Genomic DNA, 17,434 nt, shown 5'->3' with positions numbered 1-17,434 from the left:
GAATCTGTCTGATATAGCTCCTGTCAGAGACAAAATCCCGTGCATGCAGCAGAATCTGTCTGATATAGCTCCTGTCAGAGACAAAATCCCGTGCGTGCAGCAGAATCTGTCCGATAGAGCTCCTGTCAGAGACAAAATCCCGCGCATGTAGCAGAATCTGTCTGATATAGCTCCTGTCAGAGACAAAATCCCGTGCATGCAGCAGAATCTGTCCGATATAGCTCCTGTCAGAGACAAAATCCCGTGCGTGCAGCAGAATCTGTCCGATAGAGCTCCTGTCAGAGACAAAATCCCGTGCATGCAGCAGAATCTGTCTGATATAGCTCCTGTCAGAGACAAAATCCCGTGCATGCAGCAGAATTTGTCTGATAGAGCTCGTCTACGAGACATTAATCCCGTGCATGGAACGAAATCCGTCCAATATAGTGCATCTAAGAGACAAAATCCCGTGTATAAAGCGGTATTCGTCTAATTCATTTCTAAATAAATTATATGCTTCTAAGATTGAACTGCTCGTATGAAAGGATATGAATTCGATTTGTAATAGCATTGTAATTATCGTATCATGTAAATTTATGATAAAATAGTAAGGGTGTTTACTTGCGATTAGGAGCGTTCAAACATGTCCAAGAAAGTTTTACTCATGACCCAGAATTTCTATCCTGTCATCGGCAGCTCTGGGAATCGGATGAAAAACATCTATCAATTGCTGAATGAAAACGGCATAGATGCAGATGTTTTAACAACCGAACCGGCCTACCCGAATAAAAACATGTACAAAGACAGCGAATTTTGGGATGAAGAATCATTAAATGAAGAAAAATATAAAATAATACGAGTTCCCATTAAAAATAATCGATTTCAGAATCATATTTTAAGCAGATTATTTTTTTATTTGGAAATCATGTACCGCTTCTTGCTCGAACTATGGAAGCTGAGGAAGAACGGCTACGATTATATATTAGTAAGTACACCGCCAATCTTTATTGTATTCTCCGCCTTTGTCGGGAAATTCGTCCTAAAATCGAAACTGATTCTTGAAGTCCGTGATCTTTGGCCGGATAGTCTTATTGGAGTGAAGACCTTTCATAATAAACCGATCATCAAAATCTTCCGCTTTCTTGAAAAGAAGATGTACGGAAAAGCCGACTCGATTGTTATTAACAGTATCGGATTCTATGATCATATCAAAGGAAAACTCAAGCAAGACAAGCCAATTACTTATATGCCAAACGGACCGAGGGTGCATGAAATTACAGAAGATAATCCTGAAACGAAAGAATTCCGTGTTGTGTACACAGGTAACCTCGGACTCGCCCAGGATATCGACCACCTCAAACTGGTAGCTAACTTGCTGCATGCGGAAGGAATCCGTTTTGATGTAATCGGTTATGGTGTGCGGACGGAAGAATTTGTGAACTACTTAGCAGAAAATGACTTAAACACCGTTCATATTCATAAACCGACGACAAGGAAGAAGAGCCTTGAGCTCATTAAGAACAGCAACGTTGCAGTCGCTTTTTTAAATGACGAAGAAGTGTTTTCCACCGTTTTACCAGGGAAAATCATCGACTATATGACGTGCAGGACACCAATCATTGCCGGTGTGAAAGGAACAGCCGCAGATATGATTACGGAGAACGAAACCGGGTTCACCTTCGACCAGACAGACGTCGAGGGGATCGTTGCGAAAATTGTCGAATTGAAAAATGACAAAGCAATGGAGCAGCAGCTCGGGGAAAATTGTATCCGCACGGTCAAGGAATATTTTCTTTGGGAAAACAACATCAAGAAGTTAATTGATATTATGAAGTAATGAGGGAAAAATAAATGAAACGTGTAGGAATGTTTGTATGGAATCATTTCACAAATGATGCAAGGGTTCTACGGGAATGCACGGCATTATCCCAAAATGGGTATGATGTCGAACTCATCTGTATTGATGACCCGAACGATCCGGATGTGTTGCAGTATGAAGAAGTGAATGAGCATTTCCGAGTTCACCGGATGCGCAGGTACCCGGTCACACTCGAACTGCTTCAGAAAGCATACCGCTTCACCGCAAGACATAAATGGCCAGCACTTCCAATTTTAGCAGTCTGGGGCTTGATGCTTTATTTTATCCCAATCCTCACGATTTTGCTCACGATTCTAGTCGGCCTATTATTAAAAACAAAAGTAAGAGTTATTTGGATCCGCGGTGCATTGATCCTCCGTATGATGATCAAAGGCCACCGTGGCAACTATGATATCTATCATTCCAATGACTTGAACACGATGCCACAAGGGTATGTCAGTGCGAAATGGCGTTTTAAAAAGAAGCCACTTATCTATGACTCGCATGAAGTACAGACGAGCAGAACCGGCTATGACAGCCCGTGGTATAAACGGTTTGAACAATTTTTCATTAATCGCATGGACAGCATGATTGTCGAAAACGACACTCGCGCGAAGTTTAATGAAGAACTTTACGGCTTCTACCCGCATGTATTGCATAATTACCCATCCCTTGAGATCCAGCAAGTGGATGAAAAAGTTGATTTGCATGCCATGCTTGGTTTACCGCAAGATGAGAAAATTCTCCTTTACCAAGGGGGAGTTCAAGCAGGAAGGGGTCTTGAAAAGCTGATTGACGCCTACCCGCTCTTTAAGGAAGGAACCCTCGTTTTTATCGGCGATGGGAAAATTAAAGACAAGCTTGTGCAAACGGTGAAAGAAAGGAACTTGGAAGACGGCATCCGTTTCATTCCAAAGGTTCCCGTAAGAGACCTGCCGAAATATACGAAAAATGCATATCTCGCGTTCCAAGTGTTGAACAATATCAACTTCAACCACTGGTCGGCTTCATCGAATAAATTATTCGAGTATATGATGAATGAAGTCCCGGTCGTTGCTTGTGATTTCCCCGAAATTAAAAAAGTCGTAGAAGAAAGCGAAGTCGGTGTCACCATCGACCCGCACAAACCGGAGGAAATCGCTAAAGGGGTTAACTATATGCTTGAAAACCCTGATAAACGAGCCGAATTCAGCGCTAATTGCAAAAATGCCCGAAAGAAGTATAATTGGGAGATAGAGCAAAAATATCTGCTCGAAGTTTATGAGAAGTATTAATCAAAAGCGGAAGCGCGCCTTGCAGGTTAAAAACGCGATTCGTTTCGCAACACCTGGGACTGCGATTACTCGTCCCACCGAAGGGTGTTTGCACTAGCACATCCTGTGCGTCGTAGCGACGTACGGAGGTGAAGGAAATCCGCTAGTCGCTGGGCGCTGGAGCTAGACGTTGTTAAATATAAAAATCTATACTTAAAAGAAAGAAGGAATTCATTGTGAAATTATGTACCATCGGATTAGGATATATCGGACTACCGACTTCCATTATGTTTGCAAACTATGGAGTAGAAACAATCGGCGTCGATGTGAAAAAAGAAGCAGTGGACATGTTGAATAATGGAACCATTCATATAGAAGAACCAGGTCTGCAAGAAGCATTGGAAGAGGCAATGGAAAAAGGAAACTTCCGTGCGTCCTTAACACCGGAGAAGGCGGACACATTCATTATCGCCGTCCCAACACCAAACAAACCGGACGAGCACCGCTCCATGGACATCACGTATGTCATGCAAGCAATCGACAATATGATTCCGGTTCTTGAAAAAGGAAATGTTGTAATTGTTGAGTCAACCATCGCACCACGTACGATGGATGACTATGTAAAACCGCGTCTCGAAGAAGCAGGCTTTACAATCGGTGAAGACATCTATCTTGTGCATTGCCCGGAACGTGTACTTCCAGGACAAATCATGGACGAACTTGTGAACAACAACCGTATCGTTGGGGGTATCACAGAAGCTTGTACGGATAAAGGCGCTGACGTTTACCGCACATTTGTTAAAGGTGAACTCATTAAAACAAATGCCCGTACAGCAGAAATGTCTAAACTAATGGAAAACACATACCGCGACGTGAACATTGCGCTAGCAAACGAACTTGCAAAAGTATCGAACGAGCTTGGCATCAATGCGCTTGAAGTAATCGAAATGGCAAACAAACACCCGCGTGTGAACTTGCACACGCCTGGACCAGGAGTCGGCGGACACTGCCTCGCAGTCGATCCGTACTTTATCATATCGAAGGCTCCAGAAGCATCAAAAATCATCAGCCTTTCCCGTGACGTAAACAACTCGATGCCAGAATATGTTGTCGACGCAGCGGAAAAACTAGTGAAAAAACAGAACGGCAAGAAAATCACAATCTTCGGCCTTACCTACAAAGGAAACGTCGACGATATCCGTGAAAGCCCAGCAATGGAAATCTATGAAATCTTAAACAAAAAATCAGAATACGAAGTGGTAGCCTACGATCCGCACGTAACTTTAAGCTTCGTCGAACAAGACCTCGCGGGAGCACTCGACGGATCCGACCTGGTCCTAATCCTAAGCGACCACAACCAATTCAAAGAACTAACCGACGAAGCATTCAACAAAATGAATAACAAACAAATATTCGACACCAAAAATATCGTCCAAAAACACACAGACGATATCGCTTATATTAACTACGGTAATTTATACGAGTATTTATAAAAGTCTTTAACGTGTCTTTAAACTAATTTAGGTTGGAAGTGGCTTACTCTTTTTCAGCTCCGGGAATATACGGAGACTCCAACGGGAGCAGAGGCATCGATGAGACCCCGCAGCGCGCCAGCGCGAGGAGGCTCATCAGCAGTGAAGAATGAACTGCAATTCTTCATTGCCCGTGGAAAGCGAAGTATATTCCTGGAGCGGGGTTTGAGGCACAGGTAAAAGGATTTTTTAAATGTATAAATTATTTTATAAAGGAAGCTAATGCATATGTTTAATTCAGTAAGACAAGTAGTCAAGGAACAACTTGACCATAAAGATCTTATTTTCCGAATGGCCAGCTTTGACATCAAAGGAATGTACCAACTACATTACCTCGGATCACTCTGGCAAGTCATCAACCCAGCCATTCAAGTAAGCATTTACTGGTTTGTATTTGGATTAGGAATCAGAGGGGGAGAACCGGTACAAACATCAACCGGTGAAATTCCCTTTTTCCTATGGATGCTAATGGGACTCATTCCTTGGTTCTTCATCAGCCCATCCATCATCCAAGGCTCAAACAGTGTCTATCAAAAAGTGAACATGGTTTCCAAAATGAATTTCCCTGTCAGCTTACTGCCGACCATCCGGATTATCGGCAACAGCTTGCAGTTTTTCATCTTAATGACACTGTTGATGATCGTATTATTCTTTTACGGGTTCACACTGACGATTTATTTCATACAAATCATTTATTATATCATTAGTATGTTCGCTTTCCTGTTTGCTTTTGCATTACTCAGTTCTACGATATCGACGTTAATACGGGACTATCAGATGCTCCTGCAGTCGATGGTACGGATGATTCTGTACTTATCTCCAATCCTTTGGGACCCGGCAGGTGGACGCGTTCCGGACTGGATGGCTGACGTCCTGCAGTTGAACCCGATTTACTATATTATTGAAGGTTTCAGAGATTCCTTCCTGGGAAGAGGCTGGTTCTTTGAAGACCCACTCTATCTTATCTACTTCTGGACACTAACTTTGACCATTCTCGTCATCGGTTCCAGCGTCCATTTGAAGTTCCGGAAGAATTTCGTAGATTATTTATAATAAATGAGGGTCAGTTATGAAAAAACAACTAAAAGTAGAATTTAAAAATGTATATAAAGCATTCGAAATGCATGCCAAGCAGAAAGAGAAACTAATGGAACTCTTTTCAATTGAGCGCAGGAAGCAGCGAAGAGAATTCGTCGCTGTTAAAGATGTCTCCTTCAAAGTATATGAAGGAGAAAGTGTCGGGATTATCGGCCTGAACGGCTCCGGGAAATCGACTATTTCGAATATGCTTGCCCGCGTCATTCAACCGACAAGCGGTGAAATCACAATCAATGGGGAAACGTCCTTGATTGCTATTTCGGCAGGGTTAAACAATAACCTGACAGGTATTGAAAACATTCAGCTGAAATGTATGATGCACGGCTTGAAGGATGAGGAAATTGAACGGCTCACACCGGATATCATTGAATTCGCCGAAATTGGTGATTATATTAAGCAACCGGTGAAAAACTATTCAAGCGGAATGCGCTCCCGTCTCGGGTTCGCGATTTCCGTTCATACAGATCCTGACGTTTTAGTCATTGACGAAGCATTATCCGTTGGTGACTCGACTTATGCCCAGCGCAGCTTAGAGAAAATGAATGAATTTAGAGAGCGCGGCAAAACAATCTTCTTCATCAGTCACTCGGCTGCCCAAGTGAAGCAATTCTGTGATACAGCAATTTGGATCCACTACGGGGAAATGAAGATGATGGGTGATTCAGGAGAGGTACAGAAAGAATACCAGAAGTTCATTAACTGGTTTAATAAATTAAGTACAAAAGAAAAACGAGCTTATAAAAATAAAATGCTCGCAAGTCAAACAAGCACACCAGACAATGAATTAGTTCCACGAAAAGAAAATATCAAAAAAAGAAACACAAAAAATCTCGTTACAAGCGGGGTCATGCTGTCTATTGTGGCAGTACTGGGGGTCCTTTTAGGATTAGGCTACTAAACCAAAAGCGGAAGCGCCCGTTTAGCGACGTTTGGCAAGGCCAATCGGCAAGTCTCCTTTATCGCACGAAGGTGAAGGGCGTCTCGCCAGTCGCTGGGCGCTGAAGCTGCATGTAGCTATAACTAAAGCTAAAGGGGAGACACAGCATGATTTTTAACGAATCAACTTATCAAGGAAGCACAAAAGAAGTAACCTATGTCTTGGAAGAAGCAGCGTACAATACGGATTATTTAATCATTGTCTTTTCTGGATTCGCACCGGTGAGATCTCTGAACCAGTACCGTTATAACTATGTTCGTACCTTAAGGAGAATAGATGCCCATAAGCTGTTTATCCTCGATAAGGACAGCACCCGCGGCAGCTACTACTTAGGGAAAGAAATGAGCTTCGACTTTGAACAGTCTGTCAGCGAACTAATCGAGGACACGATATCAAAGCTTCATATCGATAAAGCAAAAGTAATCACGGCGGGCACATCAAAAGGGGCAAGTGCAGCCCTTTACTATGCATTAAAATATAAATTCGGCCAAGCAATCGCTGGCGCCCCGCAAACGCGAATCGCGGAATATATTACACAATATGCCAAAGAAACCGCAGCATACATGCTCGGCGACGTGGACGATGAAGCGAAAGTGGCAGAGCTCAACAATGTGATTTATAACCAGCTGGATACGAATAACGAGACACTCCTCACCATTCTAGGAAGCGTTCATGACAAGCAATACCCCGATCATATCGTTCCTCTAGTCGAGGAGATGGATAAACGAAATCATCCGTACACCTTATTGCTGGATGAAAATATTAAGAGTCATGGCGATATAGCAAAATATTACCCGGATTTCATCGTTAATAAACTGCTGGATCTTATCCATGGGTTCACGGTCCATCCTGTTCATTATGAGTTTGCAGATAATGTATTCCGGATGACGACAGACAACGTACCGCCAGCCGGTTACACAGCGAAAATTCGCATTTACGAAGAAGATGATATTTTAAAAGAAATGAATTTCGATAACAACAAGCATCTTTTTCATTTAAATTTATCTAAGCCAACTCACGTTACGGTTGCCTATTGTCTCGTAAAGGGTGACCATACCGTGTACAGAGAAGATGTAGGCGAACATTTCATCAGTGACACGAATGTCATTTGCAATCCTGCTATTGAACAAAAAGACGGTGAAATCCACTTTGCTTTGAACCTTGATACCGCATTGAATGTTAAATTTGCTTATTATACCTATTATAATGGCAAAGTTATTGATAAAATAATGTATCAAGGAAAGCAAACCATGACCTATAGACCGGAAGAGCCTGGAAGATACTTTATAAAATACTTCATCATGCTGCCCTCAGGTGAGAAGGTCACTGGTAAGACAAAAGAAATACATATAGGTGAGATTGGAGTTCTAGAACATGAAGAAAAACACGGATCGAGTTAGTGAAGCATATTATGATGAGCTGGGAACAGAGTTCGGAAAGAAGGTAAGGGACCGGATTCACTGGATACTGGCATCAAGTAAAGGTGAAACGATACTGGATGTCGGCTGCTCCCAAGGACTTGTTTCCATTCTGCTTGCTAGAGAAGGGAAGCAGGTTACGGGCATCGATGTTTTAGAAGATGCGATTAACTATGCAAAAGAGCAGCTCGAACAAGAAGAAGCTCCAACAAGAAAACATCTGGAACTGATTCATGATAATTTTGTGAGCCACACCTTCGACACGACCTTTGATTGTGTCATCATGGGTGAAATTCTTGAACACCTATCCGATCCCGAACGTTTTATCGAGAAGGCAGTTACCTTGCTGAATCCTGGCGGGAAGCTGATCATCACCGTACCATTCGGAATAAATGATTATTTCGACCACAAACATACGTATTATGTTAAAGATTTATATGCGTTCCAGACGAACGAACTCCATCTATCCGAGGTGAAATTCCTGAACGGTTGGGTCGGTGCCCTCTACGAGAAGGACGAGACATTAACGAATAAACCAATCGACGAAGCAATGCTTACGGAACTTGAGACAGCCCTCGTCCAACATGAACGGAAATATGTGAAGCAGCTGCTCGCATTAAAGGAAGAACGGGATGAGCTGAAAGACAGTACAGAAGATAAATACCTTCAGGAAAAGATGGAAAAGGTAAGAGCCCAGCAAGAGCTTTACCAGCAATACCAGGCCGAAGAAAATCTGCTCCGGAATTTCGATCAGCTCGAAGAAGAAATCAAAAGCCTGCGTATGAAATACAACAACTTGAAGTCATCGAAGTTAGGAAAACTAACGACGAAATATTGGAAATGGCGAAGAAAAAGGAGTAATTAGATGTATTCCAATAAGACAAGACTAAAGACAATTCAAAATAAGAAGAGGGAACTGCTGAATCGCATGCTGAAAGAAGTGGAAATGCTTCAGGATGCAGGAGTAGAGGTTGATCCTGGCTTACTGAAACTCTCTGAAAAAGCTATTGAACAATTGAGTCCAGAAGAACTGGCGATGGGTTATCAACAGCTTAAGGAAGAGAAGAGTGATGTCGATTTCTTAGAAAGAATTCAACCAATCCTTGATACGGTCCCTGTCACAAACGGTGGACGTTACTATCAACCGATTGATTTAAAAATTGGAATCATCGCTGATGAATTTCTCTTTTATTCTTACGAGAATGCCGCAAACATGGTTTACATTACAAGAGAGAATTACAAGGAGCATGAGGACATCGACGTATTCATCGTCGCCTCCGCCTGGAAAGGTCTTGACCTGTCCTGGAAGGGGCTAGGGAATCCGAACAATACGAAGCTCCGTGAAGAATTATATGACATGATTTCTTACTACCGCACGAAAAATATAAAAATTGTTTTCTACTCGAAGGAAGACCCGACAAATTACGAGGCATTCGTCGATATCGCGAAGTACTGTGATTATATTTTCACGACCGCGAAGGAAAAGATCAATGATTATAGAGAATACTGTAATAATGACAATGTCTTCGCCCTCGAATTCGGCTTCAACCCGATTTACAATAACCCCGTTGGAATGAAGCAGACGGAGAAACTGGACGGGGCAATCTTTGCCGGGTCCTGGTATGAGAAATATCCGCATCGTCAAAAAGATACGAAAATGATTTTCGACGGAGTCATCCATGCAGATAAAGAATTAAAAATCATCGACCGGAACTATCATCTGAACTTGAATCGACATTTTTTCCCGCGGAAATATATACGTCATTTATCGCCAAGCATCGAGCACCAGACATTACAGAAAGTGTTCAAACTGTATAACTGGGTCATCAATCTGAATTCCGTCCAGAAGAGTGAGACGATGTTCGCAAACCGAGTTTATGAGCTGCAGGCAATGGGGAACCTGATCCTCTCGAATTATAGTCTCGGTATCAATAATTTATTCCCGAATATCTTCATGATCGACAGCTCCGAAGAAATTAAAGACATCATGAATAACGTGACGGATAAGGAATTGTACATGCACCAGATGGAAGGCGTACGGACGGTCATGAGGCAGCATACGACATTCCACCGCTTAAACGACTTGCTGCAAAAAATCGGTTACGAGCAGTCTTTTATTAAAGATCGAAAAATCGCGGTCGTAGTCGAACAAGAAGACGACAACATAGCTGAGAATTTCGAGCGTCAATCTTATCCGCATAAAACAATCGTGACACAAGAATATATACAAGACCATTACGAAGAATTTGATTATATTACTTTCTTCCACCCGGATTACGAGTATGGCGAGTATTACTTAGAAGACTTGATCAACGGTTTTAAATATACCGATTCCGCTTATGTTACGAAAGACGCCTACTATAATCACGGGGAACTGCAAGAAGGCGTGGAGCATGACTTTGTAACGGTTGTAAACGACAAGTATAAAACGGTGTTTGACACGAATGATTTTACAGTAGAAGAACTGCTTGAGTTAGATGGCTCACTGGAAAGAGGGAACGGCTACAGTATTGATTCCCTTGAACTAGATGTGAATCCGGCAGAGGACCGTAAAGACGGTGCAGCATACAAATTATCCGTCATCATTCCAGTTTATAATAATGGCCGTCATCTTTACGGCAAATGCTTCATGAGTCTAAAGCGTTCCTCTATCTTCCATGATATGGATATTATCCTTGTGGACGATGGCTCTACGGATAACGAGACACTGAAGATGGTTGATCGTCTCGAGCGCCTCTACCCGAATATCCAAACATATAAATTCGCGGACGGTGGAAGCGGCAGTGCATCTCGACCAAGAAACAAAGGATTCGAGCTTGCAAAAGCAGATCTCATCACCTATCTTGACCCAGATAACGAAGCAGTGAACGACAGCTATGCATACTTGCTGGAAGAGATGGAAAATAATCCATACCTTGACCTTGTTGTCGGTGACATTATTAAATACGATACCGAACGCAAAGTGATGAACTACTCGAAGAACGCGTTCAAATGGGATACATCCGGCATCGTATCCGATACCCGCGCATATTTGCACGACTCGATGCTCCGTGCCCAAAGTATCCAAGCATTAATCGTCAAAAAAGAAATCATTGCAGACAACAACTTACAAATGGTGGAAAGAGCGGTCGGACAGGATACCTTGTTTTTCCAGCAGCTCATTTTGAATTGTAATACATTTAAAGCAGTCGATCGGATTATCCATATTTACTATGCAGCCGTCACGACATCGGTAACAAACAGCATTTCGAAGCGTTTCTTTGAAAAATATCTCATCTTGGAAAAAGAAAGATATGCATTCTTAAGAGAAGAAGGTCTGCTTGACCTGTACCTGACAGACCGTTTCAACAGCTATTTTGTCGGCTGGTACCTCATCCGAGTGCCGCGTTTGAAAGAGGAAGAAGCGGAAGAAAGCTTGAAGACCCTCTATCAGATTTACGACATCTATCGTAAGGAAGTAGTCGACAAAGCATCGATTATCGAGATGTTCGAAAAATGCATGAAGAAAGGCGAATACGAAGAGTTCATCAACTACTGCCGTGTTCACTTTAGCATGGAACGGGTGAAAACGAAAAAATCAAAAGTAATAGCTTAAATCTGGGGGATTCGACTCCCCCTCTTTTTTATGGGAAAAACATGTCTGAAAAATGTCAAAACAAGGTAGAAAAACCAGTATAAATTATGGTATCTTTAGAGGTATAGAAATGATGAGGAGGAAACGAACCATTGAAGAAACAGGTTAACAAGTTATTCGTTATAGCCGTCGCAATCCTGGCATTTGGAATTCTATCATTCCAGCACGTACATGCAGAAGAAAACGGCGAAATCACCTTTGACTTCGGGGAAAACAATGTAGAACTGACAGACACCTTGCAGGTTGAAGTAGTGAATGAGGAAGAGAACGCTACGATACGGATTACAGATTCAGGTGAGGAACTTTATCAAGAAGAACTCTCCTTTGTACAGGTCACGAACTTTTACCAAGTAGAATCAGAGAGTGAGACTTATGGTATTATTACATATCGCATGGATGGTTCAGGAAATGGACTATACTTTGATGTCGTAAAGCTATCCCCAGCAGGAGTGGAGAAAGTATACACTTCTAACGTATTTGAACGGGCAAATTTTGCCGTTACAAATGACGGGATCGCAATCGAATACCCGGAATATGAGGAAGATGATGCAATGACCGAACCATCTGGAATGGTGGAGCAGCACTTTACGATTAAAGGCAGCCAAGTGGAAGCTGGACAAGCATCCCTCACAGATATTACAGAAGAAAAAGAAGCTGCCGCACAAGTGAACTATAAATACAAAAATCCATCTTATGCAGAAATCAACAAGATTTTAACAGAAGAAGCTCTGAATGCCAATGTATCCCCAGAAATTGTAAAAGCAATTGCTTACCAGGAAAGTAACTGGCAACAATTCTGGAACGAGGTACCAAGCCGTGTCAAAAATAGTTGTAAAACAACAGATGGTAGAAAACTAGCTTGGGACGGGACGAACGCCCTGCTCGGCTATGATTGTATCGGTATTGGTATTATGCAAGTTTCCAACCATATGTATTTAAGTGAAGGTTCCGCAAAAGATAAATATATCAAACGTTTGAAAGAAGATATCCGCTTTAACGTCCGAGAAGGAATCCGTATTTTAAAAGATAAGTGGAATTATAAAGATGCTAAAACCCCTATTATCCCAACCGTGAATAATGGCGATCCGATGGTTATCGAAAATTGGTATTTCGCTATTATGGCTTACAACGGAATGCTGCCGAGAAACAACCCATTGGAAAATCCATATACAGCTTATCAGGAAAACGTGTTTAAGAGATTACGAGATTTAACCTTAATCGATATTACACCGTTCCCGACACAAAAACTTGAACCATATCAGTTATCTAATGGTCAACTGCGTTTTCGTTCGAATAAGTATCAAATGGATGGACCGCAGCATTATTCCAGCCAATCACTGAAAAAGGGTGAGACAGCATACACGAATACACGCTCATTGAACTTGCGTAAAGAACCAAGCACAAGCTCAAGTGTCGTGGCAAGTCTTCCAAAAGGAACGAAATTAACGATTACAGGGGAATACAGAGGAAATAATTCTCGAGTGAACCAATACGTCTGGCTGCCAGTTCGTACAAGCTCTGGACAAACCGGTTGGGTTTCATCCAGTTACGTGACAGCAGGAGAATATGTCGATGTTTACCCGCTTGAAGGACCGAACCGTTTTGAAACAAGTGTAGCCATATCGAACCATGGCTGGCACTGGGAGCAGCCGGAATACGTTGTGATCGGCCGCGGAGACCTGCCGATTGACGCATTAACGGGAAGTGTGCTCGCTTCAAGTCTGGATTCACCATTACTGCTAACGAGAAATGACCGCTTAACACCAGCTGTTGAGCAGGAATTAAAACGAATTCAACCGAAATATGTTTATATTCTAGGTGGTAAGGGTGCAATTTCTACAAATGTGGAGAAGCAACTACAAGATATGTTTAGAAGCTCCCGTGTAGAACGAATCGAAGCAGATCTTCGTTACGGTACAGCTGCTAAAGTTGCAGATATAGTCGCTTCCAAGAAAAAAGTAAATGAAGTATTTATTACAACAGGAGACGAGAAGTCATCCGACCCACTCGCAATCGCACCATACGCAGGAGAGAAGAACATTCCAATCCTGCTTACGAATACGAAGAAATTAAGTGAGGAAGCACGAAACTTTATTACGAAAAATAACGTTTCTAAAGTAACAATTATCGGCGGGAAGACAGCTGTTTCCGCTAATGTGGAAAATGAGCTGAAGAAATTAACCGGCAAAGTCGAACGCGTTTCTGGAAAAGCCCGCTTTGATACGGGACTTGCCATCATCAACAAGTATTACAACAAGAACCAATTAGATAATATCTTCGTCGCACAAGGGATGGATATAGCAGACGCACTAAGTGCCGCTCCACTAGCAGCGAAGAAAGGGAGCCCGCTCGTGCTCACGCTATCCGACCAAGTTCCTAAATCGGTAAATACATGGTTGAAATCAAACACACCGACAAAACCGGATATTTACTTCTTAGGCGGAAACAGTGCGATCCAAGATAAAGTGCGTACTAACATTATCAATCTAGTGAAGTAAATACTAATTTTCGCATAAGAGGAAGAGACCTCGCTTTACGCTAAAGGTTCTTAACAACTGTTAGAATGCGGTTTTGGGTCAAACGGGTGTTTGGGAGTGTTCTCAACGCCCGTTTGAGCTGCAATTCGGTTGGCTCGGTCGAATATAGGCTCTCTCAACGCCCGTTCCACCCGGATTCCGGTATAATCCGGCAGAGAGAAATCCGCTCAACACCCAAAAGTATCATTCTTCCCGAATTCGGGTAGTAAGCCACGCGAAAGTTAAAATAAAACATAAAAATAGAGAAAATCTCTCCAAATCAACGAGAGACTTTCTCTATTTTTTTAACTTTATTTGAGTAATGGCACCAATTCATCTCGTACAAAAGGTGCGAGTGTACTAGAATAAGTTGCTGTAATATGATGGCTATCCGTATAGACTAGCACATTCCCGACGACTGCTTTACAGGAACCATCCTCACAGAATCGGTCGGTGAAATCAGCATAATGTACATTTGCTGGCGGATTCTCTAACTGATCCCACGGTGCCTCAGCAGGGAGAATCTCTTCTTGTTCCACCGCACATTCTATACTATCTGGACCATTTTCCTCCACACAGGAAGGAACATCAAAGGTGAAGCGCGGGTTATCCCGAACGGCAAATACTTGAATATCATGCTCTTCTAAGATTTCCCATGCCTCAACATATCCGTCAGGAACTTCTTGATGCTGCGTAACATCTGCCGTTGTAAATACGAGATCCGGATCTAATTCAAGAATAACGTCCATTAAATTCGTATTCCAATCGGTACAATCTTCTGCATCAAATTCTTCCGTGGAAAAACGACAACCACTTTTCGTGTACGAATTGATTTGAATTTTTTCTTCTTCGGCAAATCCTTGTAATGCCGGCAGCCAGTGGGCAGAATGTGAGCCGCCTACAAGTGCCACGGTGTATTCCGGATTTTCCGTCTCCCCGTAAATACATTCAATGACTTCCGTTTCTCCGATAGCTTGGTGACAACCATCCGCATATAAATCAGGTTGGTCATTTCGCGCTTGCACCGGTGTAGGAACGACCGGTTCATCTGTCTCGGCGCTCGTTTCGGCAAATGCTGTTACCGCAGCACCTGGATAATCTTCTTCATTCACCATATCCGCCAACTGATTCTGCTGCTTAGCAATCGTTTGGGACCAGAAGCCGGAGAGCACTAAGACCGGGAGGAGGAAGAGAACAGCAACCGTTGCTGTCTTCCATTTCACGTTCAAGCTCTTTCTGTTTCGAATTGGCTTCTCGACAAATTCTGTTGTCACATAAGCAAGAATAGCCGATAGTACCATAATGAGTAATCCTTCAACAAGGCTAGCTGTTTCATTCCCTGTAATAAGGAAGTAAAAGATTAAGATTGGCCAATGCCAGAGGTAGAAACCGTACGAAATTCCGCCAAACGCAATGAGCGGCTTCGAACTTAGTAAACCATAAGCACTATATTTTCCACCTTGATTTCCAGCGATTAAAATAAAGATCGCACTCAGTACCGGCCATAATGCCGCGTAACCTGGGAACACGGTTGATACTTGCAGAACTAAACCACAGCTAACTAATCCAATCAGACCGAGCCAGCTCAAAACAAAGCTAAGTGATTTATTCACTTTAATATTTGCAATGAGTAAAGCAAGCAATCCGCCTGCACTAAATTCCCATACTCTCGTGAACGTGTCGAAATAGGCCCAAGGTTGGTTAACATCCGTCATGTAAATGGAATAACCAAAGGAAATGAAGAACACGACAATCAATGTCCCAAAGAACACCGGTCTTACTTGCTTTTTGAAAATAAAACGAGCAAGCAAAATCGTTATGAATAGAAGGAGCGGCCAAATAATATAGAATTGCCCCTGTAAGGACATCGCCCAGAAGTGTTGGAACGGGCTCGCTTCATTATTCTGTGCAAGATAGTCCACCGAATTAATCGCTAATTGCCAGTTTTCGAAATACAAGGCAGCAGCAAGCAATTCCTGAACGGTTTGAGCCCATCTAACTTCCGGGAGCCAAATGATACAGGCAATTCCTGTAATAAACAGCACGGTAAAAGCTGCTGGGAACAATCGCTTCATCAGCCGCAAAATAAATCCGCTGAAATCAATCTTGCCGGACCGTTCATAGCGGCCAAGCAGGGAAGTCGTAATTAAAAATCCTGCCACAACGAAGAATACATCGACCCCGCCGGACACATTTCCGAGCCAGATATGATAGACAGCAACTAGAATAGAAGCGACAGCCCGCAAGCCTTCAATTTCCAGCCTGAACTTTCTGTCGGCTTTCTTATATAAATCCATGAATCTCACGCTTTCTTTTTCAATGTTTACGATGCTTTTATTCTATAAAACTCCCTAAAGTGAATAAAGCACACCCTTAAGTTTATCGAATTCCAAGTAACTTGTCTAATCCATATAATTCCTCGCGTTTATTCGAGCTCATGATACGGACTAACCGGGTTCTCCTCCAGGGTTATAAAATATTCCGGTACTGACTTCCAGCCGATCCCATACATGCCTTTATCCATATCTACTTCCTTATAAGCCCGGCTCGCTTCAATAATGGTCTCGAGATAATCCTCCTCATAATGGTCTTCTTTTATCTCGACGTCCAGCGGAGTAAAGTTATTTCCAAAGTAAAAGGTTCCATCCTCAATGATTCCTTCCTTCATTAGATTACGTAGCGCATGCCCAGCATTCGCGTGGTCATGATGTGGATCGTGATAGCTGAATGTTTTATGGCTTGCATCCGGATAACGTTCCTGATATTCCCGGATGACTTCTTCTACATCTTCTACTTGCAGATCCCCATCTGCGTGCCCAAGCTTTTCCACATGATCTGCATCAACTCCGAGGATTTCCACGGCCAGATCGAACTCCCGATTCCTTGCTTCGGAAAATTCCTCTTTTGTTAAATCAAGCTGATGCCGAACTGCTGAATTCGCCCCGTCAGTTAAGAGGACAACATGCACATCATGACCCTTTTCGACATGGTCATGGATCGACACGCCAAAGGTAATTACTTCGTCATCCTGATGCGGAATATAATAGATGACTTCATTTAAATCTTTATGTAAAATATCAAACCGGAAAAAGATTGCCAGTACGATTGCAGAAACGAGTACGATGACCCCGGCCGTCAGATACTTTCTTCTATCCATCATGCTACCTCCTTTCTCTGCTATTATATACAATATTCGATACGAACAATTA

11 protein-coding genes are annotated in these 17,434 nt (G+C 42.5%); 9 read left to right on the top strand and 2 right to left on the bottom strand.

Annotated elements, in window-relative coordinates:
* Positions 1 to 622: 622 nt before the first annotated feature.
* The 9 genes from LZD48_RS05935 to LZD48_RS05895 all read left to right on the top strand — a co-directional run bounded on the left by LZD48_RS05935 (position 623) and on the right by LZD48_RS05895 (position 14,207).
* Positions 623 to 1,816: a glycosyltransferase family 4 protein gene (locus tag LZD48_RS05935; protein ID WP_235761825.1), complete on the top strand. Its 1,194-nt coding sequence runs from the start codon at positions 623 to 625 to the stop codon at positions 1,814 to 1,816.
* A 14-nt stretch (positions 1,817 to 1,830) separates the two neighbouring features.
* On the top strand, positions 1,831 to 3,111 hold the full coding sequence (locus LZD48_RS05930) for a glycosyltransferase (protein ID WP_235761824.1): 1,281 nt from the start codon (positions 1,831 to 1,833) through the stop codon (positions 3,109 to 3,111).
* Between the two features lie 215 nt (positions 3,112 to 3,326).
* Entirely contained in the window at positions 3,327 to 4,583 is a 1,257-nt protein-coding gene (locus tag LZD48_RS05925) for a nucleotide sugar dehydrogenase (RefSeq protein ID WP_235761823.1), read from the top strand.
* 267 nt (positions 4,584 to 4,850) lie between these two features.
* Positions 4,851 to 5,675, top strand: a complete 825-nt coding sequence (locus LZD48_RS05920; protein ID WP_235761822.1) for an ABC transporter permease — start codon at positions 4,851 to 4,853, stop codon at positions 5,673 to 5,675.
* A 16-nt stretch (positions 5,676 to 5,691) separates the two neighbouring features.
* Complete coding sequence (locus tag LZD48_RS05915) at positions 5,692 to 6,618, top strand: ABC transporter ATP-binding protein (RefSeq protein ID WP_235761821.1); 927 nt, start codon at positions 5,692 to 5,694, stop codon at positions 6,616 to 6,618.
* A gap of 146 nt (positions 6,619 to 6,764) precedes the next feature.
* On the top strand, positions 6,765 to 8,057 hold the full coding sequence (locus LZD48_RS05910; RefSeq protein ID WP_235761820.1) for an accessory Sec system protein Asp2: 1,293 nt from the start codon (positions 6,765 to 6,767) through the stop codon (positions 8,055 to 8,057).
* On the top strand, positions 8,032 to 8,940 hold the full coding sequence (locus LZD48_RS05905; protein ID WP_235761819.1) for a class I SAM-dependent methyltransferase: 909 nt from the start codon (positions 8,032 to 8,034) through the stop codon (positions 8,938 to 8,940). Before LZD48_RS05910 ends, LZD48_RS05905 begins: the two co-directional genes overlap by 26 nt.
* Positions 8,941 to 11,670: a glycosyltransferase gene (locus LZD48_RS05900; protein WP_235761818.1), complete on the top strand. Its 2,730-nt coding sequence runs from the start codon at positions 8,941 to 8,943 to the stop codon at positions 11,668 to 11,670.
* A gap of 131 nt (positions 11,671 to 11,801) precedes the next feature.
* The gene (locus LZD48_RS05895; protein WP_235761817.1) at positions 11,802 to 14,207 is read left to right on the top strand and encodes a cell wall-binding repeat-containing protein; all 2,406 of its coding nucleotides are present in this window, start codon (positions 11,802 to 11,804) and stop codon (positions 14,205 to 14,207) included.
* Between the two features lie 329 nt (positions 14,208 to 14,536).
* Here LZD48_RS05895 and LZD48_RS05890 read toward each other — a convergent pair whose 3' ends face one another.
* Both LZD48_RS05890 and LZD48_RS05885 read right to left on the bottom strand, forming a co-directional pair.
* Complete coding sequence (locus tag LZD48_RS05890; RefSeq protein ID WP_235761816.1) at positions 14,537 to 16,522, bottom strand: acyltransferase family protein; 1,986 nt, start codon at positions 16,520 to 16,522, stop codon at positions 14,537 to 14,539.
* A 128-nt stretch (positions 16,523 to 16,650) separates the two neighbouring features.
* Positions 16,651 to 17,382, bottom strand: coding sequence for a PIG-L deacetylase family protein (locus LZD48_RS05885; protein WP_235761815.1), 732 nt, complete (start codon positions 17,380 to 17,382; stop codon positions 16,651 to 16,653).
* Positions 17,383 to 17,434: the final 52 nt, after the last annotated feature.

Origin of the sequence: Oceanobacillus alkalisoli (genome assembly GCF_021556485.1) — a bacterium.
GTDB lineage: Bacteria > Bacillota > Bacilli > Bacillales > Amphibacillaceae > Oceanobacillus > Oceanobacillus alkalisoli.
The sequence above is the reverse complement of the archived record's forward strand: the minus strand, read 5'-3'. Positions and strand labels throughout refer to the sequence as shown.

Coding starts and splice junctions, on each gene's coding strand:
- LZD48_RS05935 (WP_235761825.1), top strand. CDS start 623: ATGTCCAAGAAAGTTTTACTCATGACCCAGAATTTCTATCCTGTCATC.
- LZD48_RS05930 (WP_235761824.1), top strand. CDS start 1,831: ATGAAACGTGTAGGAATGTTTGTATGGAATCATTTCACAAATGATGCA.
- LZD48_RS05920 (WP_235761822.1), top strand. CDS start 4,851: ATGTTTAATTCAGTAAGACAAGTAGTCAAGGAACAACTTGACCATAAA.
- LZD48_RS05915 (WP_235761821.1), top strand. CDS start 5,692: ATGAAAAAACAACTAAAAGTAGAATTTAAAAATGTATATAAAGCATTC.
- LZD48_RS05910 (WP_235761820.1), top strand. CDS start 6,765: ATGATTTTTAACGAATCAACTTATCAAGGAAGCACAAAAGAAGTAACC.
- LZD48_RS05905 (WP_235761819.1), top strand. CDS start 8,032: ATGAAGAAAAACACGGATCGAGTTAGTGAAGCATATTATGATGAGCTG.
- LZD48_RS05900 (WP_235761818.1), top strand. CDS start 8,941: ATGTATTCCAATAAGACAAGACTAAAGACAATTCAAAATAAGAAGAGG.
- LZD48_RS05890 (WP_235761816.1), bottom strand. CDS start 16,522: ATGGATTTATATAAGAAAGCCGACAGAAAGTTCAGGCTGGAAATTGAA.
- LZD48_RS05885 (WP_235761815.1), bottom strand. CDS start 17,382: ATGGATAGAAGAAAGTATCTGACGGCCGGGGTCATCGTACTCGTTTCT.